The following is a 23,162-nucleotide window of genomic DNA, read 5'->3' on the forward strand; positions in this document are numbered from 1 at the left end:
GCGTCGACATGGTCCCGACGCTACGCCGACGGCCGGGCGGCCCGCACCCGAATTTCCGTCTCCGCAGGTCAGGAGAGGTCTCGGTCGGTCGGGAGAGGTTTCGGCAGGTCAGGAGAGCTGGAGCGCCAGCATGTAGGCGGCCGTCCCCGCGACGATCGACAGCAGGGCGTTGCGACGCCACAGGTGCAGCCCCAGCGTCGCCGCCAGACCAGCGGCGGCCGGGCCCGCGCCGGCGAGCGGGACGTCCCGCAGCGTGTAGACCGTGAGGATCACCATCACACCGGCCGGCATGGTCGCCGCCAGGAACTTCAGCAGCCCCGACTCCCGTACCCGGCCCAGCAGCACGAACGGCGCGGCCCGCAGCAGCAGCGTCACCGCGAACATCACCAGCAGGCCGGCCAGCACGTACCGCCAGTCAGGCACGACGCCCCCTCAGCAGGTAGCGGACGGTCAGCGCCGCGACGTACAACCCCAGGGCCACGACGAGGAGTTGGCCCTTCGCCAGCAGCAGCGCGGCCAGTGCGGACAGCAGCGCGAGGATCGGACCCGGGACGTCACGGGTGGCGCGCCAGCCGTCCACCGCGAGAACGGCGAACAGCGCGGTGAGCGCGAAGTCCAGCCCCCGGACGGTGCCCGGGAGGGCAGCACCCAGCAACGCCCCCGTCACTCCGCCCAGCACCCAGTACGCCTGGCAGAACGCCTGGATGGCCACGATCCGCCGCCCCGTGAGGTGCGGCCGGGCGGCGGCCAGGGCGTAGGCCTCGTCGGTCAGCGTGTACACGCTGTACGCCTTCGCGGCCCGACCGCGAACCCGGTGCAGCGGGAAGGAGAGCCCGTAGAAGACGTGCCGGAAGTTCACCAGAAAGGTGGTGACGGCAACGGACGCGAGCGGCGTCACGGCGAGGAGCAGGCCGATCGCGAGGAACTCCAGCGAGCCCGCGTAGATCAGCAACGAGAAGACCGGCGCCCACCACCAGTCGAACCCGCTCTGCACCAGCAGCACCCCGAATGCTATTCCCAGGGGGTACAGGCCGAGACCCACTCCGAGAGTGTCCGTCGCGGCGGATCTGATGGCGTGCGGGTCCTGGACGTCGGTTGTGGTCACCACACGAGGACATTAATGCAGGTGGGACGTGCATCCAGTGGGACGGGGCGGGGGTCGAAGACGGGGACCGGAAACGGCGGAACGCTCAGCGCCCTGTTGATCACCAGCAGACTCGGCCCCGCCGTTCTCCCCCAGCCCCAGGGGGCTGGGAGGTACCCCCACGGGCCCCTGGTGGTGCACCCTCAGGCCCCTGGAGACCCAACCCCCGAACAACCCCCCGGAAAAATCAGGCAGCCGGCAGCTCGTCCAGGCCTTCGTGCACCATCTTCGCGACCCGGTCCAGCGCGGCTTCCGCGCCCTCCGCGCCGGCGGAGAGGATCACGGTCTCGCCGCCCTCCGCGCCCAGGGTGAGTACGCCGAGCATGGAGCCGGCGTTGACCGGGGTGCCGCTCTCCTTGGCGATGGTCATCGGGACGCCGGTGGAGGTGACGGCCTTGACGAAGAGGGAGGCGGGACGGGCGTGCAGGCCCTCGGCCCAACCGATGGTGACGCGGCGCTCAGCCATGAGAGGTGCCTTTCAGGTGGTGCAGGGTGGTGCAGGTGTTGTCTAGACCAGTGTTGCACGCCGGTGCTGTCGCGGCCCGGGGGCGAGCAGGGTCAGAGTGCCGTGCCCGGCACGGGCGGCGCCATCAGGCTCGCCGACGACTACCCTGACGACCGTGGAGCACGACACCGTCAAGCACGCCATGGCGCGCGAAGAGGCCGAGCACGGTTATCCGCAGCACTGGGAGGCCGACGTCCTGCTGCGCGACGGCGGCACGGCCCGGATCAGACCGATCACCGCGGACGACGCGGACCGGCTGGTGGAGTTCTACGAGCAGGTCTCCGACCAGTCGAAGTACTTCCGTTTCTTCGCCCCGTACCCGCACCTGTCCGACAAGGACGTGCGCAGGTTCACGCACCACGACTACGTGAACCGGGTCGGCCTGGCGCTGGTGGTGCGGGACAGGTTCATCGCCACCGTCCGCTACGACCGGATCGACAAGGCGGGCATGCCGTCCACCACCGGTACGGACGCGGAGGTGGCGTTCCTGGTGCAGGACGCCCACCAGGGGCGGGGCATCGCCTCCGCTCTGCTGGAACACATCGCGGCGGTCGCCCAGGAGCGCGGGATCCGCCGGTTCACGGCCGAAGTGCTGCCGGAGAACCGGAAGATGGTGAAGGTGTTCGCCGACGCCGGCTACACCCAGCGGCGCAGCTTCGCCGACGGCGTGGTGCACCTGGAGTTCGACCTGGAGCCGACCACCGCGTCGCTCGCGGTGATGCGGGCCCGCGAGCACCGTGCCGAAGCGCGTTCCGTGCAGCGCCTGTTGACGCCCCGTTCGATCGCGGTGATCGGCGTCTCGCGCAACCCGCAGTCGGTGGGCCGGGCGCTGCTGCGCGACATCCGGGCGGGTTTCGACGGCCCGGTGTACGCGGTGAACCGCACCGTCGAGCCGGGCACCGAGCTGGACGGCGTCCCCACCCACCGTTCGGTGCTGGACATCCGAGGCCCGGTCGACCTGGCGGTGATCGCGGTGCCGGAGCCCGCCGTCCCCGCCGTGGTCGCCGAGTGCGGCGCGCACGGCGTGCAGGGCCTGGTGGTGGTCACCGCCGGGTACGCCGAGACCGGGCCGGACGGGCGTGACAAGCAGCGCGAACTGGTCCGGCAGGCCCGGGCCGCCGGTATGCGGGTGGTCGGCCCGAACGCGTTCGGCCTGATCAACACCGACCCCGAGCGCCGGCTGAACGCCTCGCTGGCCCCCGTCCTGCCCGGCCGTGGACCGTTCGGCGTGTTCTGCCAGTCCGGCGCGATCGGCGTCGCCCTGCTGGAGGCCGCCCACCGGCGCGGCCTGGGCGTCTCCTCGTTCGCCTCGGTCGGCAACCGGGCCGACGTCTCCGGCAACGACCTGCTCCAGTACTGGGAGGAGGACGCCGCCACGGGCGTGGTGCTGCTCTACTTCGAATCCTTCGGAAACCCGCGGAAGTTCACCCGGATCGCCCGCCGGCTGGCCGCCGCCAAGCCGGTGGTGGTGCTCAAGGGCGCCCGGCACACCGGCAGCCTGCCGCCCGGCCACGCCGTCCAGCCCGCCGCCACCCGGCTGCGCGACGCCACCGTGGACGCGCTGTTCCAGCAGGCCGGCGTGATCCGGGTGGACACCATCACCGAACTCTTCGACACCGGCGAACTGCTGGCCGGCCAGCCGCTCCCGGCCGGCAACAAGGTCGCGATCGTCGGCAACTCCGACTCGCTCGGCCTGCTCACCTACGACACCTGCCTGGGCACCGGCCTGCGCCCGCGTACCCCCGTCGACCTGACCACCGGCGCCAGCGGCGAGAACTTCCGGATCGCCCTGGACACCGCGCTCAGCGACCCGCAGGTGGACGCGGTGATCGCCGTCGCCATCCCGCCGATCGGCGTGCTGGGCCCCGAGTCCGCGCCCGAGCTGGTCGAGGACGCCCCGGAGATCGCCCAGGCGCTGCTGGACGCGGCCGAGCGCGGCCGGGAACTCGGCAAGCCGCTGCTGCTCGCCCACCTCGCACTGCCCGGCCTGGTCGCCCGGCTGCGGGTCGGGGGAGTGCCCGCCTACCCGGCCCCCGAACGCGCCGTCCACGCGCTGGCCGACGCGGTGCGCTACGCGAAGTGGCGACGCCGCAGCGCCGAGGCCGAGGAGACCGCGCGGGTCCCCGAACTCGACGGCGTGGACGAGGGCGCCGCCCGCGCGCTGGTCGAGCAGGGGCTGGGCAGCCGCGAGGCGGTCGCGGCCCGGCTGCAGTCCGGCGGGGCCCGGGTCACCCTGCCCGATCTCGACGCCGCGGCGCTGCTCGGGCACTACGGCATCCCGGTCAGCCCGACGCTGGCCGCGCCCGACGAGAACAGCGCCGTCAAGGCGGCGGCCACGCTCGGCTACCCCGTTGCGCTGAAAGCCACCGCCGAACACCTGCGCCACCGGCCCGACCTCGGCAGCGTCCGCCTCGACCTCACCAGCGAGGCCGAACTGCGCCGCGCCCACCGCGAACTGGACGCCCTGCTGGGCGGCGCCGGGCAGGCGGAACTGGTGGTGCAGCGGCTCGCCCCGCGCGGCGTGGACACCGTGATCGGCGCCGCCGTGGACCCGGCGGTCGGCACCATCCTGTCCTTCGGCCTGGCGGGCGCCCCCGCCGAACTGCTGGGTGACGTCGCCCACCGCCTGGTCCCGGCCACCGACCGGGACGTCGCCGAACTGATCCGCGAGGTCCGCGCCGCACCGCTGCTGTTCGGCTGGCGGGGCGCGGAGGCGGTGGACACCGGAGCCCTGGAGGAACTGCTGCTGCGGGTCTCCCGCCTGGTCGACGACCTGCCCGAGATCGCCGCCGTGGACCTGGAGCCCGTGGTGGTCGCCCCGCACGGCCTGACCGTGCTCGGCGCCCGGGTACGGATCGCGCCGCTGCCGGTCCGTACCGATCTGGGACCGCGCGCCATGAGCACGCTGTAATCTTGCGTGGTTGCCCGCCCGGCAGGAGCGGGCAACCCCCGGGCCGGACGGCAGGACGACGGGCCGGGCGACCCCGGCGCAGTGCCACCCGCCGGACCGGCGGGACATGCCAGGATGGAGATATGGCGAAGACCGGTACCACCACGCAGGACCTGCGGTCCGCGATCGAGCGCAGCGGCTACTACCCGGCGCTGGTCTCCGAGGCGGTGGAGTCCGCGGTGGGCCCCGAGCCGATCAGCTCGTACCTGGTGCACCAGGAGACCACCTTCGACGCGAACGAGGTCCGCCGGCACGTCACCGTGCTGGTGCTCACCCCGTCCCGCTTCGTGGTCAGCCACACCGACGAGCAGAACGGCGACGCGGCCACGCCCGTCCCGTACGCCACCACCTCCACCGAGACGGTCCGGCTGGACCGGATCAACTCCGTGGTGATCAGCCGCATGGTCGCCAACCCCGAGACGTACACCCCCGGCACCCTGCCCCGCGAGGTCGTCCTCACCATCGGCTGGGGCGCCGTGCAGCGCCTCGACCTGGAGCCGGCCGGCTGCTCTGACCCCAACTGCGAGGCGGACCACGGTTACACCGGCTCCGCCACCGCCGACGACCTGTCGCTGCGGGTCAGCGAGGCCGGGGACGGTCCGGAGACGGTCGCCCAGGCGCTGGTGTTCGCCCGGGCGCTGTCCGAGGCGACCGTGGCCAACGGCTGAGCCCGGTATGCATCACGGCTACGACTCGTTCGATCCGCTCGACCCCGCCGACGCCCCCGCCCCGCGCTACGGCGGCGCCTCCCTCTCGGACCTGCTGCCGACCCTGGCGGCGGGTCTCGGCGTGCCCGGCTACCGGGCCACGCTGCCGCTGGAGCCCGCCGACCGGGTGTGCGTCTTCCTGGTGGACGGCCTCGGCTGGGAGCTGATCCGCCGGCACCCCGACTGGGCGCCGTTCCTCAACTCGCTGACGGCCGCGGGCACGCCGATCACGGCCGGGTTCCCGTCCACCACCGCCACCTCGCTGGCCTCCGTCGGTACCGGCCTGCCGCCGGGCCAGCACGGACTGGCCGGGTACACGGTGGCGATCCCGGGCCGCAGGCAGCTGATGAACCAGCTGCGCTGGCAGCCGCCGGTGGACCCGCACGCCTGGCAGCCCTACCCGACCGTCTTCGAGCAGGCGCACCTCGCGGGGGTGGCCACCGCGCAGGTGTCCTCCCCGCTGTTCGCCACCACCCCGCTCACCCAGGTCGCGCTCTCCGGCGGCACCTTCCTCGGCCGCACCACCGGCGAGGAGCGGATGGACCGGGCCGCCGCCTGGCTGGCCGAGCACGACCGCGCCCTGGTCTACACGTACCTGAGCGAACTCGACGCCGCCGGGCACCGGTACGGCGTCGACTCCGACGAGTGGCGGCTCACCCTGTCCACCGTCGACCGGCTCGCCCGCCGCCTCGCCGAACAGCTCCCGCCGCGCTCCGCCCTCTACATCACCGCCGACCACGGCATGATCGACGTCACCCCGGAGAACCGGATCGACTTCGACGAGGACTGGGAACTCTCGGCCGGCGTCGCCCTGCTCGGCGGCGAGGGCCGCGCCCGCCACGTGTACGCCCACCCCGGCGCGGCCGGCGACGTGCACGCCGTGTGGAGCGAGGTCCTCGGCGAACAGATGTGGGTCGCCACCCGCGAACAGGCCATCGCCGCAGGCTGGTTCGGCCCCGAGGTGGACGAACGGGTCTACCACCGGATCGGCGACGTGGTCGCCGCCGCGCGCGACGACATCGCGATCATCGCCAGCCGCAACGAGCCCGGCGAGTCCCAGATGGTCGGCCTGCACGGCTCGATGACCCCCGTCGAACAACTCGTCCCGCTGCTCGAAGTCCGTGGCTGAGACCGGCCCGTCAACCACCCACGCCCGAAAGGCTGACGCTCAACCCATGGCTGAACTGGTGTTCTTCTCGGGCACGATGGACTGCGGCAAGTCGACGCTCGCCCTCCAGATGGACCACAACCACACCGCCCGCGGCCGGCAGGGCATGATCTTCACCCGCCACGACCGGGCCGGCGCCGCCACCATCTCCAGCCGCCTCGGCCTGCGCGCCGAAGCGGTCGAGGTCGGCGACGCCTTCGACTTCCAGGCCTACGTGGTCAACCTGCTCTCCGCCGGCGGCAAGGTCGACTACCTGATCTGCGACGAAGCCCAGTTCTTCTCCGCCGGACAGATCGACCAACTCGCCCGCATCGTGGACGAGTTGGGCATCGATGTGTTCACCTTCGGGATCACCACCGACTTCCGCACCAAGCTGTTCCCCGGCTCCCAGCGACTGATCGAACTCGCCGACCGGGTCGAGGTCCTCCAGGTCGAGGCCCTCTGCTGGTGCGGCGCCCGCGCCACCCACAACGCCCGCACCGTCGGCGGCGTCATGGTCGTCGAGGGCGCCCAGGTCGTGGTCGGCGACGTCGCCGTCAACGAGGACGAGATCGGCTACGAGGTGCTCTGCCGGCGCCACCACCGCCGCCGCCTCACCGCAGCCACCGCCCGCGCCGCCGTGCTCTCCCCGGACGTACTCCCGTTCGAGGGCTGACACCGCGTCAGGTCCGTTGCCGCCACAATGGCAGCATGACCTCGCCGCTGATCACCGCCGCCGAACTCGCCGCCGCGCTCGACACCCCGCACCCGCCGGTCCTGCTCGACATCCGCTGGCAGCTCGGCGGCCCGCCCGGCGCCGAGGAGTACGCCAAGGGCCACCTGCCCGGCGCGCACTACCTCGACCTCGACCACGACCTCGCCGACCCACCCGGCGCCGCCGGCCGCCACCCGCTGCCCGACGCCGAACGCCTCACCGCCGCGCTGCGCCGGGCCGGCGTCACCACGAGCCGCCCCGTCGTCGCCTACGACGCCGGCCCCTCGCTCTCCGCCGCCCGCGCCTGGTGGCTGCTCCGCTGGGCCGGCCACCCCGACGTCCGGGTCCTCGACGGCGGCCTCGCCGGATGGCTCGCCGCCGGGCAGCCCGTCAGCACCGAGACGCCCACCTCCGGTGACGGGGACTTCAAGGTCGACCCCGGCCACCTGCCCACCGTCGACGCCGCCCAGGCCGCCGAACTCGCCCGCACCGGACTCCTGTTGGACGCGAGGGCCGGCGAACGCCACCGCGGCGAGACCGAGCCCATCGACCCCCGCGCCGGCCACATCCCCGGCGCGACCTCCGCCCCCACCACGGAGAACCTGTCGGCGGACGGACGTTTCCTCCCCGCAGCGGATCTGGCCTCCCGGTTCGCCGCCCTCGGCGTCACCGCCCCCGCCCACACCGCCGTCTACTGCGGCTCCGGCGTCACCGCCGCGCACCAGCTCCTCGCCCTCGAACTCGCGGGGTACACCGGCGCTGCGCTGTACCCGGGCTCCTGGAGCGAATGGTCTGCGAACCCGGCCAACCCGGTCGCTGTGGGGTGAACCACCAGGGGCCCGGGGAACGGCGGGGCCGAGCTGCGAGTGGTCGGGGACAGCGGAGGGCCGTGTTGCTGGCGGCCTGAAGACGGGAACCAGAAACGACGGGGCCTTTCCGTGCCCTGCTGATCACCAGCAGTCTCGGCCCCGCCGTTCCCCCGGGCCCCTGATTACTCGGGCTTCTTGCGGCGCGAGCCGAACACGATCTCGTCCCAGCTCGGCACCGTCGCCCGCCGGCCGGGGCGGACGCCGTCCGCTTCCGCCTGGCGGTCTGTCGCGCCGACCATGCGGTCGCGGTGCGGGGAGACCGAGCGGGGCATCAGGATGTCCGCGTACGCGGAGCCCGCGCCGACGCTCGCGGCAGGCGCACTCGCGGGTTCGTCGATCTCCTCGGGCTCCTCGGTGACCGTGGTCTCCACGCTCGGCCCGACCGGGGTCAGGTCGCCGCGGTAGGACGGCACCACGTCCAACAGGCTGGTGAGGGAGTCCCGTTCGGGGGAGACCGCGGCGACTGCCTCGCGGGCCTCGCGCACCTGCATGATGCGGTCGGCGGAGGGACGCTCGATCATCGGGCGGGCCGGGCGCTCCTGGGGGAGGCGGGCGATCCGCGGGATGAACGGGAAGACCGAGTCCTCCTCGCGTTCGACGTTCTCGCCGATCAGCGCGCGCGCCTCGTCGTCGTTCGGCTGGACGAGCCGTCGCGGCGGGTCGTAGGACCAGGAGGCGCGCCGGTGCTCGCCCTCGGCGCGGTAGACGAGGATGACTTCCCAGGTGCCGTCGTCGCGGCGCCAGGAATCCCAGCGTTCGGTGTCCTTCTCGGCGCCGCGCAGCGCGAGCCGCTCGGCGACGGCCTCGCCGAGCTGGGGGCCGGTGGACTCGCCGTGGCGGCGGATCGCCGTCTTGCGGGCCCGCTCGGCCATGAAGGCGCGCTCGGCCAGCACCGGACCCTCGAAGCGGCGGACTCGCTCGACCGAGATGCCGGCGGCCTGTGCGACCTCCTCGGCGGAGGCACCGGCTCGTATCCGCGCCTGGATGTCCCGCGGGCGGAGGTGGCTCTCCACCTCGATCTCGATCTGGCCGAGCCGCGGCCGGTCACCCCGGATGGCGGCGCGCAGCCGCTCGTCGATCGGAAGGGTGTACTCCGTGCTGTCGGCAGCCTTGAGCACCAGCCGTGTGCCGTCGTTGCTGACGGCCACGACGCGCAGTTCGGGCACGGTTACCTCCCGGGTGGTGCCTGCCGACGTCACCTGCGTCGCTGCTCCCGTACTGAGTGTGGCCTGCCCGCTGGCGAGTGGCCACAACCTTGCAGAGTTACCCGGCGTGTCGGGCTTTCGCCCGGGCGCGCCGCTGTGGCACGGTTGCCTGTTTGCCACGTCGACGGTCGACATCGCACCCGGGCGCCCGGGTTGTCGTCTGACGGTGTGTCGACAGGCGGGACCGAAGGCTCAGGCTCCACGAACAGTACTCCATTCGTGGCATCCACAGGGGCGGCTCGCCGCTCAAGTCTCCCGCGAATCATCGGAATCTCAAGAGTGGGCACGCCAATGGACGGCCAGTGATCAACGGACGGTGATCATCTTCACATATATCGACCGGGAGGAACCGGATTTTCGACCCTTGTGTCCTTCTTTGGGCAAGATGGAGAGACTTGTTCGAAATTCCGACACGCCGACCGAGGGACCTGGATGCCGCAGCAGAGGGAGCAGTTCGCGCACGGAGCGGACCAGGCCGACCCGAAGCCCGAGCGCAAGCGGCTTGACCTGACGGTCACCCAGGTTGCGGCGAGCGCGCTGGCGACGGTGGTCGGTGCGGTACTCGCCTCGGAACTCGGAGTGTACGGAACGATACTCGGTGCTGCCGTCGTCTCGGTGGGGGCGACCACCGGAAGCGCGGTCTTCCAGCACTTGTTCAAGCGCACCGCGGAACGGCTGCGAAACCGCGGCGCCGAATCCGGGCCCGGCGCGGATCCCCGGCCGGCTCCGGCGGGCGGAATCAGCGGGGACTGGAACGAGCCGCAGCTGGTGCGGGCGAAACGGCGCTGGACCTGGAAGTCCTACACGGCGGTATCCGCACTGGTGTTCGTCATTGCGATGGTGCCGATCGTGTCGGTGGAACTCGCCACCGGAAAGCCGCTGCACGACATCACCACCGGCAAGGACGGCAGCGGCACTTCGTTCAACCCGTCGCGCCCGACCGGCGGCAACGGAAATGGCGACAAGACCGGTACGGACGGTGACGGCAGCCGGGGCAAGGAAGGATGGCAGCAGCCCGCCCCGACCCAGCCGCCGAGCCGCGAGCCGTCTTCGCCCGGGCCGAGCGACCTGCCCTCGTCGGGGACTTCGGGCTCGCCCGCGCCCAGCGCCTCGCCCCGGCCGTCCACCAAGCCGGAGCCCTCCGCCTCGCCGAGCGCGGGCAGCTCCCCGGCGGCCACCGGGGAGGCCTCGCCCGGCCCCGCCGCCGGGCATGACACCGTGCCCGGCGCGGGGAAGACCGGCTGACGGGCGGTCAGGCGCCGAGCACCCGGCGCAGGTAGTCGTTGGCGAACCGGCGCTCCGGGTCGACCTTGTCGCGCAGTGCGGTGAAGTCGCCGAAGTGCGGGTAGACGGACGACAGGTACTCGGCGTCCCGGGTGTGCAGCTTGCCCCAGTGCGGGCGTCCCTGATGGGCCGTCATCAGCTTCTCCACCTCGCTGAAGTAGCCCAGTTCGCGGGTGCCCCGGTACAGGTGGACGGCGATGTACACGCTGTCCCGGCCGTTCGCGGTGGACAGCCACAGGTCGTCCGCCGGGGCCACCCGGACTTCGACGGGGAAGCTGATCTTCCAGTCCGAGCGCTCCACCAGGGCCTTCAGTTCGCGCAGCACGGCGGTGGCCGACTCGCGCGGCACCGCGTACTCCATCTCGACGAAGCGGACCTTGCGGGGGCTGGTGTAGACCTTGTACGCCTGGTCCGTGAAGCGGCGCTCCGACCAGGCGCGGCTGGCGATCTGGGCGATGGTCGGGATCGAGCCGGGGAAGCTCCGGCCCACCCGGCAGACGCCCTCCCACACCGTGTTGGAGACGAAGTCGTCGTCCAGCCAGGCCTTGAACTTCGGCAGCGGGGCGGCGGGGCCCTGGCTGCGGTTGTTGCGCTTGGTCGAGCAGCGGTCGGTGTGCGGGAACCAGTAGAACTCGAAGTGCTCGTTGACGGCGGTCAGTTCGTCGAAGCGGTCGAGCACCTCGTCGAAGCCCATCGGCTGCTCGTGCGCGCTGAGCAGGAACATCGGCTCGACCGCGAAGGTCAGTGCGCTGATCACGCCGAGCGCGCCGAGGCCGAGGCGGGCGCCCTGGAAGAGTTCGGGGTTCTCGGTGGCCGAGCAGGTCTGCACCGAGCCGTCGGCGAGGACGATCTCCACCGCCCGGATCTGCGCGGCCAGCGAGCCGGAGTCCCGGCCGGTGCCGTGGGTGCCGGTGCTGGTGGCGCCGGCCACCGTCTGCACCTCGATGTCGCCCATGTTGGTCAGCGACAGGTCGGCGGCGGCCAGCAGCCGGTTCAGCTTGTGCAGCGGCAGGCCCGACTCGACGGTGACGGTGCCGGCGGCGCGGTCGATCCCGCGCACCGCGGTCAGCCGGTCCGGGCGCACCATCACGGCGTCGCCGGCGGCGGCGATCGCGGTGAACGAGTGGCCCGAGCCGACCGCCTTCACCGGGCGGTCGGCCACCGCGGCCGCCTTGATCACCGCGGCCAGTTCCTCGACCGAGCCCGGTGCCGTTACCTGCGCGGGCCGCGCGCTCTGGTTTCCCGCCCAGTTCCGCCAGACCTCGGTCATCTCCAGAGCCCTCCCGCTCGCGTGTCCCGCCTGCCGGTTCTACCGGTGGGTAGGGGGAGCGTAGTCACTGCCTCGGGCGCCGGTCCATGGTCCGAAGGACCCAACATGAGGGAGGCTCACATCGTGGACGCCACGGCCTCCGTGGCGGGCGCCTGCTCGGCCGCGGCCAGCTGGTGGCGCAGCCGGGGCATGCCGACGTACGCGGCGAGCGCGCCGAGGCCCGCGGCGGCGACCGGCACCCAGTAGCCGTCGGCCGCGCCGCTGGCGTCCACCACCAGGCCCGCCGCCGAGGAGCCGAACGCCACGCCCAGCGCCATGCCGGTGGTGGTCCAGGTCATGCCCTCGGTCAGCTGGGCGGCCGGGACCAGGCGCTCGACCAGCGCCATCGCGGTGATCAGGGTCGGCGAGATGGCCAGACCCGACAGGAACAGCGCGGCGCCGACGCTCACCAGCGCGGCGGTGCCGTGCATCAGCTGGGCGGCGAGGATCAGCGGCACCATGCCGACGGCCATCACCGTCACCCCGACCAGGAAGCGGCGGGCCATCGAGCCGGACAGCTTCAGGGTGCCGAACACCGCGCCCGCCAGGCAGGAACCGAGCGCGTAGACGGCGAGCACCGGGCCGGAGGCGCCGGTGTGCTGCTGGGCCTTGGCGAACGCGACGGTGACCACCTCGACCGAGCCGAACACGCCGCCGGTGGCGACCAGCGTCATCACCAGGATCTGCAGGCCCCGGTTGGCGATCACCGCGGGCCCGGCATGGTGGGTGGCCGGATGCACCGGCGGCTCGGTGCGCCGCTGACCGGTGAACAGCAGGACGCCGACCACCAGGAAGACCGCAGCCAGCAGCACGCCGGACTCGGGGAACAGCGTGGTGGCCAGCGAGACCGCGAGGATCGGGCCGACGATGAAGCAGATCTCGTCCGCGACCGCCTCGAAGGAGTACGCGGTGTGCAGCTTCGGCGGCTCGTTCCGGTACAGCTGGGCCCAGCGGGCGCGCACCATCGAACCGGTGCTGGGCATCACGCCCATGCCCGCCGCGAACACGAACAGCGTCCAGTCCGGCAGGCCGGTCCGGGCACCGATCAGCAGGCCGGCCGCAGCCAGCACGGTGACCAGGGTGGCGGGCCGCGCGATCCGGCGCTGGCCGTGCCGGTCGACCAGGCGGGAGATCCACGGGCCGAGGATCGCCGCCGAGATCGCGAGGGTGGCGGACAGCGCGCTGCCGAGCCAGAAGGTGCCCTTCATCTCGGCGAGCATGGTGACGGTGCCGATCCCGGTCATCGAGATCGGCAGGCGGGCGATCAGCCCGGAGGAGGAGAAGGCCAGACTGCCGGGGGCGGCGAATATCTGGCGGTAGCTGGACAGCACGGGATGGCTCCGTCGGACGGGGTGCGGCGCGGGGGGCGTGGATAGGGGTAAGGCACAACTATCGCCCACACAGCTTACGAACCGTGATCCATCGTCCGCACCCGGGATAATCCGGACACCCGCCATCGGAAGGCACGCACCGGCCGCACCGCCGCGGGTGGCAGGATCGGAGCCATGCCCGACACGCGCACCCCCACCGACCCCGCGCCGTACGACGCGCTGCTGCTGCTGTCCTTCGGCGGGCCGGAGGGCCCCGAGGACGTGGTGCCCTTCCTGGAGAACGTCACCCGGGGACGCGGCATCCCCAAGGAGCGGCTGACCGAGGTCGGCAAGCACTACTTCCTGTTCGGCGGCGTCAGCCCGATCAACGGCCAGAACCGCGACCTGCTGGCCGCACTCCGCAAGGACTTCGCCGACCACGGCCTCGACCTGCCCGTCTACTGGGGCAACCGGAACTGGGCCCCGTACCTGGTGGACACCCTGCGGGAGATCGCCGACGCCGGGCACCAGCGGGTGCTGGTGCTCGCCACCAGCGCCTACGCGGGCTTCTCGGGCTGCCGGCAGTACCGGGAGAACCTGGCCGACGCACTCGTCCAACTGGCCGCCGAGGGCCGGCCCGAGCTGACCGTCGACAAGCTCCGGCACTTCTACAACCACCCCGGCTTCGTCCGGCCGATGATCGACGCCACCCTCGCCGCACTCGCCGAACTCCCGGCCGGCGCACGGGAGAACGCCCGGCTGGCGTTCACCACGCACTCCATCCCGACCGCCATGGCGGAGACCTCCGGCGCCCCCGACGACCCGGCCCGCGGCACCCCGGGCGGCGCCTACGTCGCCCAGCACCTGGACGTCGCCCGGCTGATCGCCGACGCGGTCGCCGAGCACACCGGCGTCACCGACCGGCCCTGGCAGCTGGTCTACCAGAGCCGCAGCGGCGCCCCGCACATCCCGTGGCTGGAGCCGGACATCTGCGACCACCTGGCGGCCCAGCACGCCGACGGCGCCGCCGCCGTGGTGATGGTGCCGATCGGCTTCGTCTCCGACCACATGGAGGTCAAGTACGACCTGGACACCGAGGCGGTGGCGAAGGCCGCCGAACTCGGCCTGCCGGTCGCCCGCGCCGCCACCGTCGGCGCCGACCCGCGGTTCGCCGCCGCCGTGCGCGAACTCGTCCTGGAACGGGCCGCCGCGCAGCGCGGCGAGCCGGTCACCCGCTGCGCGCTGGGCACCCTCGGCCCCAGCCACGACGTGTGCGCCACCGCCTGCTGCCCCAACCCGCGCGCCCCCCGCCCCGCCGCCGCCGAAGCCTGAAGGAACTGATCGTGGAACTGCTGGACGACCTGCTCGCCACCGCCATCGACGCCGCCACCCGGGCCGGGGAACTGCTCCGCGACGGCCGGCCCGAGGACCTCGGGGTGGCCGCCACCAAGAGCAGCCCGGTGGACGTGGTGACCGAGATGGACCTGGCCTCCGAGAAGCTGGTGCTGGAACTGATCTCGGCCCGCCGCCCCGACGACGGCTACCTCGGCGAGGAGGGCGCCGACCGCCCCGGCACCAGCGGCGTGCGCTGGGTGGTCGATCCGCTCGACGGCACCGTGAACTACCTCTACGGGCTGCCGTCCTGGGCCGTCAGCGTGGCCGCCGAACTGGACGGCGAAGCGGTGGTCGGCGTGGTGTACGTGCCCGCCCGGGGCGAGCTGTTCCAGGCGGTGCGCGGCCGCGGCGCCGAGCTGAACGGCCGGCGGCTCACGGTCCGCCCGGCCCCGGCCTGGGGCCAGGCGCTGGTGGCGACCGGCTTCGGCTACCTGCGCGAGCGCCGGGTGCACCAGGCCGAGGTGCTGCACGCGCTGATGGGCGAGGTCCGCGACATCCGCCGGGCCGGCGCGGCCGCTGTCGACCTGTGCGACGTCGCCGCCGGACGCTTCGACGGCTACTTCGAGCGCGGCCTGGCCCCCTGGGACCGGGCGGCCGGCGTCCTGATCGCCCAGGAGGCCGGCGCACTCACCGGCTCCCGCCCCGGCCTGCCCGCCGACGGCGAACTCACCATCGCCGCCCCGCCCGGCGTGTTCGAGCCGCTGCAGGCCCGGCTGGAGGAACTCGGCGCCTGGCACGACTGAGGCCCGTCCGGGCAGCGAAAAGCCCTGGCGCGGGGAGACCGTGCCAGGGCTCGCTGGTGCGTTGAGGGAGGGGTTCAGGCGGCGGAGCGGTGCGTTCCGAGCATCGGGTCGACGCCGTGTTCGGCGGCGAGACGCTGGAGGTCTTCCAGCTCGGACTGCTCGACCTCGGCCAGGAACTCGTCCCCGGACTCGATCGCGCGGTGCAGATCCTGCTCGGCGTTCTTGATCCGCTGAAGGATTCCGGCGGTGAAGGCGTCCATACGGGCCCCCTTTTCCTGTGTCGGACGGGCACGGTCCCGAGGCACCCCCCGGCACGGAATCGGATGAACCCCGGACAGGCACCACGACCGGTGCAGGATCCGGTCGGGCGCTCGCGCGACAATTGAGTCGCGACCCGGTGGCTCTCGATCCACGGCCGGTGCGGATGGGGCACTGGCGGGTGGTGGCCGTGAAAAGCCGCCAAGGGACGGCATCACGGTGTGCACGTGTCCTCCCCACCCGGGGCCCCGGGAAACCTCAACTCAAGGGAAAGTTGCCCGAGTCACAGTCCAACCGGCATCCGAAGCCTCCGTTTTCGCCGTCGGCGCACCGGACTTACGACTGCTTTACCGCGCGACCAGGCAGGATGGAGACACCGTCGGATCCGTATGTCCGGATCCGCGCCCGGCGCATCACGGCCCGCACGGGCAGCACGGCCTGGGCCGATCCGGGAGAAGGGAAACACCGTGCGGGTACTCGTCGTCGAGGACGAGCAGCTGCTCGCCGAGGCCGTCGCCACCGGTCTGCGCCGGGAGGCCATGGCGGTCGACGTCGTCTACGACGGGGAGGCCGCGCTGCAGCGGATCGCCGTCAACGACTACGACGTGGTGGTGCTCGACCGGGACCTCCCGCTGGTGCACGGCGACGACGTCTGCCGCCGGGTCGTCGAGCAGGGCCTGGCCACCCGGGTGATCATGCTGACCGCCTCCGGCGACATCAGCGACCGGGTCGAGGGCCTGGAGATCGGCGCCGACGACTACCTTCCGAAGCCGTTCGCGTTCAGCGAGCTGGTCGCCCGCGTCCGCGCCCTCGGCCGGCGCGCCACCGTCCCGCTGCCCCCCGTGCTGGAGCGCGCCGGGATCAGCCTGGACCCGGGCCGCCGCGAGGTGATCCGGGACGGCAAGCCCGTGCAGCTGGCTCCCAAGGAGTTCGCCGTGCTGGAGGTCCTGATGCGGGCCGGCGGCGCCGTGGTCTCCGCCGAGCAGCTGCTCGAGAAGGCCTGGGACGAGCACACCGACCCGTTCACCAACGTGGTCCGGGTCACCGTGATGACCCTGCGCCGCAAGCTCGGCGACCCGCCGGTGATCGTCACCGTCCCCGGCTCCGGCTACCGCGTCTGACGCGCCCCGCCGCAACCCCCACCGCCGTCTGAGAGGACTTACGGCCATGACCACCCCGCCACCCGCCGGCGGGGCCCCCGGCGTGCCCACTCCGGGCCCGGGCCAGGTGCCCCCGCGACCGAACCACCCCCCGCGCCCGCCCGGCCCACGCCGCGACGACGACGCCTACCGCCCCGGCGACGGCCTGTTCGCCTGGCTGTCGCTGCGGCCCACCATCCGCATCCGGCTCACCCTGCTGTACGGCGGGATGTTCCTGATGGCCGGCGTGGTGCTGCTGCTGCTGATGTACTACTTCGTCCGCTCGGCCTTCCAGACCGACCTGGTGCCGCACTTCACCCTCGGCCAGGGCGTCACACTGCGGGCCTACGACGGCGCCACCCTGACCAACCAGGGCGAGCTCGATCGGTGGCTGGCGCACTTCCAGGACACCCGGAGCAACGAGGCGCTCTCCACGCTGCTGCGCAAGGCGCTCACCGCCCTGGTCTGCCTGGCCGTGATCGCCTTCGCGGTCGGCTACACGGTGGCCGGCCGGGTACTGCACCCGCTCGGCCGGATCACCCGCACCGCCCGCGAGGTGGCCGGCTCCGACCTGCACCGCCGGATCAACCTGGACGGCCCGGACGACGAGCTCAAGGAACTCGCCGACACCTTCGACGAGATGCTGGAGCGCCTCGACCGCGCCTTCGACTCCCAGCACCGGTTCGTCGCCAACGCCTCGCACGAGCTGCGCACCCCGCTGGCGATCAACCGCACCCTGCTGGAGGTGCAGCTCTCCGATCCCAACACCTCGCCCGACCTGCAACAGCTCGGCAAGACCCTGCTGGCCACCAACGAGCGCAGCGAACAGCTGGTGGAGGGCCTGTTGCTGCTGGCCCGTAGCGAGAACGAGCTGACCGAGCGGCGCCCGGTCGACCTCGCCGAGGTCGCCCAGCGCGCGCTGGAACAGATCCGCCCGGAGGCCGGCAACCGCGAGGTCGAGCTGCGCCCCGAACTGGCCGCCGCGCCCGCCCACGGCAACGGCGTGCTGCTGGAGCGGATCGCGCTCAACCTGCTGCAGAACGCCGTCCGCTACAACAGCCCCGGCGGCTGGGTGGAGATCACCACCGCCACGGTCCGCGGCGGGGGCGGCGAGCTGGTGGTGAGCAACACCGGCCCGGTGGTCCCCGGCTACGAGCTGGACCACATCTTCGAGCCGTTCCGGCGGCTGAAGAACACCGACCGCACCCGCAGCGACAAGGGCGTCGGTCTCGGCCTGTCGATCGTCCGCTCCGTGGTGCGCGCCCACGGAGGCACCCTGGAGGCCACTGCCCGCCCCGGAGGAGGCCTGCGCATCCAGGTCCGCATCCCTTAGTCGCCGGGACACCCTGCGGGCCGCCTGTGCCCGTACACGGCGTTTTCCGGTGCCGGGACGCCCTCAGCCGCCCCTGCCCAGCCTTTGTCGGAACGACATAAGCGCTGGACAGGGGCGGCTTGTCATTTGCGGCCGGAAGAACTTACGGTGTCGTAACCTACGCAGCCGTAGGTCCGCCCGCACTTCCGCAGGAGCAACCGCCGTGACCATCGCCCCCGTGCAGCGCATCGCAACGACCGCCTGGACCGACGCCAGGCTGATCCTCGCGCTCGAAGAGGTCGTGGAGACCGAGCTCAACCGCCACCTCAAGGTGGCCAAGGAGTGGATGCCGCACGAGTACGTGCCGTGGAGCCAGGGGCGGGACTTCGACGGCGTGCTCGGCGGCGAGGCCTGGTCCCTCGACCAGTCCAAGGTCACCCCGCTGGGCCGGATCTCGCTGGTGGTCAACCTGCTGACCGAGGACAACCTCCCCAGCTACCACCACGAGATCGCCACCATGTTCGGCCGCGAGGGCGCCTGGGGCACCTGGGTGCACCGCTGGACCGCCGAGGAGGGCCGGCACGGCATAGCGATCCGCGACTACCTGCTGGCCACCCGCGCCGTCGACCCGGTCGAGCTGGAGCGGGCCCGGATGGCGCACATGGCGAACGGCTTCGAGTCCGACAACGCGCACAGCATGCTGCAGTCCGTCGCCTACGTCGCCTTCCAGGAACTGGCCACCCGGATCGCCCACCGCAACACCGGCCACCACTCCGGCGACCCGCTCTGCGACCAGCTGCTGGCCAAGATCGCCAACGATGAGAACCTGCACATGGTCTTCTACCGGAACCTGCTCAAGGCCGCCCTGGAGCTCGCCCCCGACCAGGCCATGCGCGCCGTCGCCGACGTGGTGATCAACTTCCGGATGCCCGGCCACGGCATGCCCGGCTTCGAGCGCTCCGCCGCCCAGATCGCCATCGGCGGCATCTACAACCTGCGGATCCACCACGACGACGTGCTGCAGCCCGTGCTGCGCCACCTGAAGGTCATGGAGATCACCGGCCTCGGCCCGGCCGGCCGGCAGGCCCAGGAGGAGCTCGGCGCCTTCCTGGAGGGCCTGGACGCCCAGGCCACCCGCTTCGACGAGCGCCAGGCCGCGCTGCTCGCCCGCCGCGCCGCCGCGGCCGCCGCCCGCGCCTGAGCGCGGTCGCCACGCGCAGTCGGGCGTGGCCGGCCACCCGCAGCGGAGTGTGGTCGCCCAGGAGCGGAACGTCTCCGTTCGATTCCGGTCGGTATGCGGACAATCCGACCGCACAAAGGTGAGCCGAAAGGCCCGTTTTCGCGGGAATCGCCCACACTCGCGCCAGATGTGACGAACATCACACTCGGCCGGGTGGCTCATTGGTGCCACCCGGCCGGGCGATCACCCGTTCGGATGGGGTGGCTACGGTGGGTCACCGCGCCCGATAATCGCGGACAACTCGACCATTGGTCAAGAACCTTTCCTGACCGCCGAGTTGTCGCTCCGGGCGCCGATCGGCCGCCACGCACCGTCACGATCGCTGACTCGCACCTGTGGCCGGCTCACCCGCACGGGTGACCTCTTTCGAACCCTGTTCGACCGTCCCGACGGGCCTCGGGCCGGGTGTCGATTGAGTAACAGGGCTTGAAGTAAGGCACAATCTCGCCCTCGGGTCGGGCACAAGACCGGCCCCCCAGGCGTTACGTGCGCTGGAGATACCGCACACACCCAAAGGGGGAGAGCGAAAAATGGCAACGGACTACGACACCCCACGCAAGACCGATGACGACCTCAACGAGGACAGCATCGAGGAACTGAAGGCCCGCCGGAACGAGAAGGCCTCCGGCTCCGTCGACGTCGACGAGTACGACGCCAACGAGGGCCTGGAGCTTCCCGGTGCCGACCTCTCCAACGAGGAGCTGTCGGTCCGCGTGCTGCCGCGGCAGGCCGATGAGTTCACCTGCATGAGCTGCTTCCTGGTGCACCACCGGAGCCAGCTCTACAGCGAGAAGAACGGCCAGCCGATCTGCCGGGACTGCGGCGCCTGAAAACGGAGCGGCACTGGCCCGGGCGGGCGACACCCCTCCGCCGGCCCGGTACGCCGCCCCGTCCGGCCCTGAGCAGCGGGGCCGGAGGCAGAAGCAGCGACCGTCCCGAGCGGTCGCACCCGGCAGAACGCGAACCGCGCGCCTGCACCCGCAGAGCACGCAGACAGACCGAAAGGGACGGCCCCACGCTGGTGGGGCCGTCCCTTTCGGTCTGTCTGCGTTGTGGTTGTCCCCGGGCCGCCGGTCAGCGGCTGCGGCCGCCCGCCGCCTCGCCCAGCGCGTCCGCCAGCCGCTGCGGCGACCGGGTCGACAGGTACAGGTACGGGGTCGGGTCGGTCGGGTCCGTCACCGCGACCTTCAGCGCCGTCGGGACGTAGCTGCGCAGCAGCATGAACGCCCGCGGATCGGCCTTCACCGAGCGCCAGGCGACGGCCTCCTTCGGGTTCAGCACCTCGGCCTCGCCCAGGGCGCTCACCGGGATCCGGGCCTGCCCGGCCACCAGCGATCCCTGCACCACCCGGATCCGCGCCGAGCCGTAGCTGCTCAGGGCGGCCGCACCGGCGGCCACCCCCACGACCAGCCCGATCAGGGCGCCCAGTCCGTTGAACCGGAGCATGATCAGCCCGAACGAAAGCCCGAGCGCCACGGGCAGCAGCCACCAGGACCGCGGGACGGTGAGACGTTCCTCGTACATGCCTCCATTGTGGGCGCAGCACACGCCGTGCTCGGCGGCCGGGGCCCCTCGGCGTGCCTGTCCCGGAAACCTACTGGCAGGTAGGGTCGCGAGCGTGAACGGACCCACCCCCACCACCCCGCCCGCGGACGCCGTCCTGCCGCCCCGCTCCCCGTACGCCCCCGCACCCGGCACCGTCATCGGATCCCACTACGACGGCTGCTTCGGCTGCGGCCCGCACCACCCGCACGGCCTCCAGCTCACCGCCGTCGCCGGCGAACAGCTCGACGTCACCGCGCAGTTCACCGTCAAGATGGCCCACCAGGGCGGCCCCGGCCTCGCCCACGGCGGCATCCTGGTCAGCGCCATGGACGAGACCCTCGGCACGCTCAACTGGCTGCTCGGCGCCCCCGCCGTCACCGGCCGGCTGGAGACCGACTTCGTCCGCCCCGTCCCCGTCGACTCCGTGCTGCACATCCACGCACGGGTGACAGGCGTCCACGGCCGCAAGGTCTACAGCGCCGCCGAAGGCCGCATCGGCGGCCCCGACGGGCCGGTCGCCATTCGCGCCCAGGCACTGTTCGTCCAGGTGAAGCTGGAACACTTCACCACGCACGGCCGACCCGAGGACGTGCAGAAGGTCCTGGACGACCCGGACCAGATCAAACGCGCCCGAGCCTTCGAGGTGAACCCGTGACCGACTCCGCCCGCCAGCCCGTCGACATCCTGATCCGCCGCCTCGACCCGGAGATCCCGCTCCCCGCCTACGAGCACCCCGGCGACGCCGGCGCCGACCTGCGCACCACCGAGGACGCCGAACTCCAGCCCGGCGAACGGGCGTTGCTCCCCACCGGCATCTCCATTGCGCTACCGGACGGCTACGCCGCGTTCGTTCACCCGCGCTCCGGTCTGGCAGCCCGCTGCGGAGTTGCACTGGTGAACGCCCCAGGGACGGTCGATGCCGGGTACCGTGGTGAGATCAAGGTGATCGTCGTCAACCTGGACCCTCGGGAGCCGGTCAACTTCAAGCGAGGCGACCGAATTGCCCAGCTGGTCATCCAGCAGGTCGAGAAGGCCCGCTTCCACGAAGTGGGTGAACTCCCGGGTTCGGTCCGGGCCGAAGGCGGGTTCGGCTCGACCGGCGGTCACGCTGCGGTCTAGCATGCGCCGCGGTCCCGGCCCAGCCGGGCAGCACGACGAGCGGTGGAAGAAGCGATGCAGTTGCAGCGATTTTCGGCCGGTCCGATGGGTAGCAGGTAGCAGATATTCGCGTTCGGTCTTGGATTCGGTCTTGGACCGGGAAGGACAGTGACCGTGTTCCGTCGTCGCAAGAGCGAGGACGCTGTCGAGCAGCTCGCCGAGGACGCCATCAGCGCCGACGAGACGGCCGATGACGTCGAGGGTTCCGTCGAGAACGAGAACGACACCGAACTCGACCCGGCCGACCGGGTCGGCCTCCCGCCGGCCCCGCGCCCGGACGGGCCGTGGGACGTCTCCGAGCTGGAGAAGCCCGAAGAGGGCCGCGTCGACCTGGGTGGCCTGCTGGTCCCCGGCGTCGAGGGCATGGAGCTCCGGGTAGAGGTGGCCGGTGACTCGATCGTCGCCGCCACCCTGGTGCTCGGCAACAGCGCCATCCAGCTGCAGGCCTTCGCCGCCCCCAAGTCGGAGGGCATCTGGGGCGAGGTCCGCGAGGAGATCGCCAACGGCATCACCAGCCAGGGCGGCGCCATCGAGGAAGAGGAGGGCTCGCTCGGCTGGCACCTCCGCGCCCAGGTCCCGGTGCAGCTCCCCGACGGCACCCAGGGTGTCCAGCTGGTCCGCTTCATCGGCTGCGACGGACCGCGCTGGTTCCTCCGCGGCGTGATCTCCGGCCAGGCCGCGGTCCAGCCCGAGATGGCCGGCATCCTCGAAGAGGTCTTCCGGCAGACCGTCGTGGTCCGTGGCGAAGCCCCCATGGCGCCCCGCGACCCGATCGTCCTCAAGCTCCCCGAGGACGCCCAGATGGTCGCCGACGGCGCCGCGGCCCCCACCGCCGAGGGCGAGTCCCCCTACGCGGGCGGCTCCATCGACCCGTTCTCGCGCGGCCCCGAGATCACAGAGGTCCGCTGACCTCCAGGACGTCCCGCGTCCCCTTCCGCCCCCGCACGGTCCGCGTGCGGGGGCGGATTTGCTTTGCGGACGCGGATCCCCGTACAGTTCCGGAGTCGCACCGAGAGGGGCGAACGAAAGCAAGTCGGATCGAATGAAACTCCGGAAAACGGAGCGGAAAACATCTGATAAGCTGAGAACACGAAAGAACGAAGCGCCCGGAGGGCCTGCTGGAAGGCAGACCGAAGGAAGTGTCCGTTCCTTGAGAACTCAACAGCGTGCCAAAAGTCAACGCCAGATATGTTGACATCCCCGGCCGGTCCTTCTGGATCGGTTGGA

Annotated in this window: 23 protein-coding genes; 15 read left to right on the forward strand and 8 right to left on the reverse strand. The window is 72.1% G+C overall.

What is annotated here, in order from left to right; translation table 11 throughout:
- Positions 1-108 precede the first annotated feature (108 nt).
- The 3 genes from ACFYST_RS29330 to ACFYST_RS29340 form a co-directional block, all read right to left on the reverse strand.
- Positions 109-423 (reverse strand): branched-chain amino acid transporter permease, encoded by a 315-nt coding sequence (locus ACFYST_RS29330; RefSeq protein ID WP_387648893.1) that lies wholly within the window; start codon positions 421-423, stop codon positions 109-111.
- The gene (locus ACFYST_RS29335; RefSeq protein ID WP_387866702.1) at positions 416-1,108 is read right to left on the reverse strand and encodes an AzlC family ABC transporter permease; all 693 of its coding nucleotides are present in this window, start codon (positions 1,106-1,108) and stop codon (positions 416-418) included. Before ACFYST_RS29335 ends, ACFYST_RS29330 begins: the two co-directional genes overlap by 8 nt.
- A 223-nt stretch (positions 1,109-1,331) precedes the next feature.
- A complete protein-coding gene (locus tag ACFYST_RS29340; protein WP_387648897.1) occupies positions 1,332-1,610 on the reverse strand; it encodes an HPr family phosphocarrier protein in 279 nt (92 codons plus the stop codon).
- A gap of 181 nt (positions 1,611-1,791) precedes the next feature.
- Here ACFYST_RS29340 and ACFYST_RS29345 point away from each other — a divergent pair, with 181 nt between their 5' ends.
- The 5 genes from ACFYST_RS29345 to ACFYST_RS29365 all read left to right on the forward strand — a co-directional run bounded on the left by ACFYST_RS29345 (position 1,792) and on the right by ACFYST_RS29365 (position 7,995).
- Complete coding sequence (locus ACFYST_RS29345) at positions 1,792-4,560, forward strand: GNAT family N-acetyltransferase (RefSeq protein WP_387866728.1); 2,769 nt, start codon at positions 1,792-1,794, stop codon at positions 4,558-4,560.
- Positions 4,561-4,682: 122 nt separating this feature from the next.
- The gene (locus ACFYST_RS29350; protein ID WP_043909865.1) at positions 4,683-5,267 is read left to right on the forward strand and encodes a DUF5998 family protein; all 585 of its coding nucleotides are present in this window, start codon (positions 4,683-4,685) and stop codon (positions 5,265-5,267) included.
- 7 nt (positions 5,268-5,274) lie between these two features.
- On the forward strand, positions 5,275-6,435 hold the full coding sequence (locus ACFYST_RS29355) for an alkaline phosphatase family protein (protein WP_387648900.1): 1,161 nt from the start codon (positions 5,275-5,277) through the stop codon (positions 6,433-6,435).
- Between the two features lie 46 nt (positions 6,436-6,481).
- Entirely contained in the window at positions 6,482-7,129 is a 648-nt protein-coding gene (locus ACFYST_RS29360) for a thymidine kinase (RefSeq protein WP_387648903.1), read from the forward strand.
- 35 nt (positions 7,130-7,164) lie between these two features.
- The gene (locus tag ACFYST_RS29365) at positions 7,165-7,995 is read left to right on the forward strand and encodes a sulfurtransferase (protein ID WP_387866704.1); all 831 of its coding nucleotides are present in this window, start codon (positions 7,165-7,167) and stop codon (positions 7,993-7,995) included.
- A 164-nt stretch (positions 7,996-8,159) separates the two neighbouring features.
- Here ACFYST_RS29365 and sepH read toward each other — a convergent pair whose 3' ends face one another.
- Positions 8,160-9,236 carry a septation protein SepH gene (gene sepH, locus ACFYST_RS29370; protein ID WP_387648908.1) on the reverse strand — a complete coding sequence of 359 codons (1,077 nt, stop codon included), beginning with the start codon at positions 9,234-9,236 and terminating at the stop codon, positions 8,160-8,162.
- A 438-nt stretch (positions 9,237-9,674) separates the two neighbouring features.
- On the opposite strand from sepH, the gene ACFYST_RS29375 reads away from it, so the two are divergent.
- Positions 9,675-10,487 carry a hypothetical protein gene (locus ACFYST_RS29375; protein ID WP_387866707.1) on the forward strand — a complete coding sequence of 271 codons (813 nt, stop codon included), beginning with the start codon at positions 9,675-9,677 and terminating at the stop codon, positions 10,485-10,487.
- Positions 10,488-10,494: 7 nt separating this feature from the next.
- Here the strand turns inward: ACFYST_RS29375 and ACFYST_RS29380 are convergent, their stop codons facing one another.
- Positions 10,495-11,796, reverse strand: a complete 1,302-nt coding sequence (locus ACFYST_RS29380) for a D-arabinono-1,4-lactone oxidase (protein ID WP_387866709.1) — start codon at positions 11,794-11,796, stop codon at positions 10,495-10,497.
- A 116-nt stretch (positions 11,797-11,912) separates the two neighbouring features.
- Positions 11,913-13,166, reverse strand: a complete 1,254-nt coding sequence (locus tag ACFYST_RS29385) for an MFS transporter (RefSeq protein ID WP_387866711.1) — start codon at positions 13,164-13,166, stop codon at positions 11,913-11,915.
- A gap of 174 nt (positions 13,167-13,340) precedes the next feature.
- Here ACFYST_RS29385 and ACFYST_RS29390 point away from each other — a divergent pair, with 174 nt between their 5' ends.
- Positions 13,341-14,477 carry a ferrochelatase gene (locus ACFYST_RS29390; RefSeq protein ID WP_387866714.1) on the forward strand — a complete coding sequence of 379 codons (1,137 nt, stop codon included), beginning with the start codon at positions 13,341-13,343 and terminating at the stop codon, positions 14,475-14,477.
- Between the two features lie 5 nt (positions 14,478-14,482).
- Positions 14,483-15,283, forward strand: coding sequence for an inositol monophosphatase family protein (locus ACFYST_RS29395; RefSeq protein WP_387648945.1), 801 nt, complete (start codon positions 14,483-14,485; stop codon positions 15,281-15,283).
- Between the two features lie 74 nt (positions 15,284-15,357).
- Here the strand turns inward: ACFYST_RS29395 and ACFYST_RS29400 are convergent, their stop codons facing one another.
- Positions 15,358-15,543 carry a hypothetical protein gene (locus tag ACFYST_RS29400; RefSeq protein WP_073817364.1) on the reverse strand — a complete coding sequence of 62 codons (186 nt, stop codon included), beginning with the start codon at positions 15,541-15,543 and terminating at the stop codon, positions 15,358-15,360.
- A gap of 465 nt (positions 15,544-16,008) precedes the next feature.
- Here ACFYST_RS29400 and ACFYST_RS29405 point away from each other — a divergent pair, with 465 nt between their 5' ends.
- The 4 genes from ACFYST_RS29405 (at position 16,009) to ACFYST_RS29420 (ending at position 20,062) form a co-directional block, all read left to right on the forward strand.
- Complete coding sequence (locus tag ACFYST_RS29405; RefSeq protein WP_030458051.1) at positions 16,009-16,662, forward strand: response regulator transcription factor; 654 nt, start codon at positions 16,009-16,011, stop codon at positions 16,660-16,662.
- 46 nt (positions 16,663-16,708) lie between these two features.
- Positions 16,709-18,013 carry a sensor histidine kinase gene (locus ACFYST_RS29410; protein WP_387648918.1) on the forward strand — a complete coding sequence of 435 codons (1,305 nt, stop codon included), beginning with the start codon at positions 16,709-16,711 and terminating at the stop codon, positions 18,011-18,013.
- A 202-nt stretch (positions 18,014-18,215) separates the two neighbouring features.
- A complete protein-coding gene (locus tag ACFYST_RS29415) occupies positions 18,216-19,193 on the forward strand; it encodes an acyl-ACP desaturase (protein WP_387648919.1) in 978 nt (325 codons plus the stop codon).
- Between the two features lie 569 nt (positions 19,194-19,762).
- Positions 19,763-20,062, forward strand: a complete 300-nt coding sequence (locus tag ACFYST_RS29420; RefSeq protein ID WP_043909894.1) for a DUF4193 domain-containing protein — start codon at positions 19,763-19,765, stop codon at positions 20,060-20,062.
- Positions 20,063-20,306: 244 nt separating this feature from the next.
- On the opposite strand, the gene ACFYST_RS29425 is transcribed toward ACFYST_RS29420, so the two are convergent.
- Entirely contained in the window at positions 20,307-20,756 is a 450-nt protein-coding gene (locus ACFYST_RS29425) for a DUF3093 domain-containing protein (protein ID WP_387648922.1), read from the reverse strand.
- 94 nt (positions 20,757-20,850) lie between these two features.
- Here ACFYST_RS29425 and ACFYST_RS29430 point away from each other — a divergent pair, with 94 nt between their 5' ends.
- From ACFYST_RS29430 to ACFYST_RS29440, 3 genes are all read left to right on the forward strand, one after another.
- Positions 20,851-21,432: a PaaI family thioesterase gene (locus ACFYST_RS29430; protein WP_387866715.1), complete on the forward strand. Its 582-nt coding sequence runs from the start codon at positions 20,851-20,853 to the stop codon at positions 21,430-21,432.
- Entirely contained in the window at positions 21,429-21,896 is a 468-nt protein-coding gene (gene dut / locus ACFYST_RS29435) for a dUTP diphosphatase (protein WP_073817349.1), read from the forward strand. The genes ACFYST_RS29430 and dut overlap by 4 nt, the downstream gene beginning before the upstream one ends.
- A 153-nt stretch (positions 21,897-22,049) precedes the next feature.
- Positions 22,050-22,844 carry a DUF3710 domain-containing protein gene (locus ACFYST_RS29440; RefSeq protein ID WP_387866718.1) on the forward strand — a complete coding sequence of 265 codons (795 nt, stop codon included), beginning with the start codon at positions 22,050-22,052 and terminating at the stop codon, positions 22,842-22,844.
- The last annotated feature ends 318 nt before the right edge of the window (positions 22,845-23,162 follow it).

This window comes from Kitasatospora sp. NPDC004614, from assembly GCF_042873675.1.
Lineage (GTDB): Bacteria > Actinomycetota > Actinomycetes > Streptomycetales > Streptomycetaceae > Kitasatospora.

Bases quoted from the DNA above. Each gene is read 5' to 3' on its own strand.
- ACFYST_RS29340 (WP_387648897.1), bottom strand. From the start codon at position 1,610: ATGGCTGAGCGCCGCGTCACCATCGGTTGGGCCGAGGGCCTGCACGCC.
- ACFYST_RS29345 (WP_387866728.1), top strand. From the start codon at position 1,792: ATGGCGCGCGAAGAGGCCGAGCACGGTTATCCGCAGCACTGGGAGGCC.
- ACFYST_RS29350 (WP_043909865.1), top strand. From the start codon at position 4,683: ATGGCGAAGACCGGTACCACCACGCAGGACCTGCGGTCCGCGATCGAG.
- ACFYST_RS29355 (WP_387648900.1), top strand. From the start codon at position 5,275: ATGCATCACGGCTACGACTCGTTCGATCCGCTCGACCCCGCCGACGCC.
- ACFYST_RS29360 (WP_387648903.1), top strand. From the start codon at position 6,482: ATGGCTGAACTGGTGTTCTTCTCGGGCACGATGGACTGCGGCAAGTCG.
- ACFYST_RS29365 (WP_387866704.1), top strand. From the start codon at position 7,165: ATGACCTCGCCGCTGATCACCGCCGCCGAACTCGCCGCCGCGCTCGAC.
- ACFYST_RS29375 (WP_387866707.1), top strand. From the start codon at position 9,675: ATGCCGCAGCAGAGGGAGCAGTTCGCGCACGGAGCGGACCAGGCCGAC.
- ACFYST_RS29380 (WP_387866709.1), bottom strand. From the start codon at position 11,796: ATGACCGAGGTCTGGCGGAACTGGGCGGGAAACCAGAGCGCGCGGCCC.
- ACFYST_RS29390 (WP_387866714.1), top strand. From the start codon at position 13,341: ATGCCCGACACGCGCACCCCCACCGACCCCGCGCCGTACGACGCGCTG.
- ACFYST_RS29400 (WP_073817364.1), bottom strand. From the start codon at position 15,543: ATGGACGCCTTCACCGCCGGAATCCTTCAGCGGATCAAGAACGCCGAG.
- ACFYST_RS29410 (WP_387648918.1), top strand. From the start codon at position 16,709: ATGACCACCCCGCCACCCGCCGGCGGGGCCCCCGGCGTGCCCACTCCG.
- ACFYST_RS29420 (WP_043909894.1), top strand. From the start codon at position 19,763: ATGGCAACGGACTACGACACCCCACGCAAGACCGATGACGACCTCAAC.
- ACFYST_RS29425 (WP_387648922.1), bottom strand. From the start codon at position 20,756: ATGTACGAGGAACGTCTCACCGTCCCGCGGTCCTGGTGGCTGCTGCCC.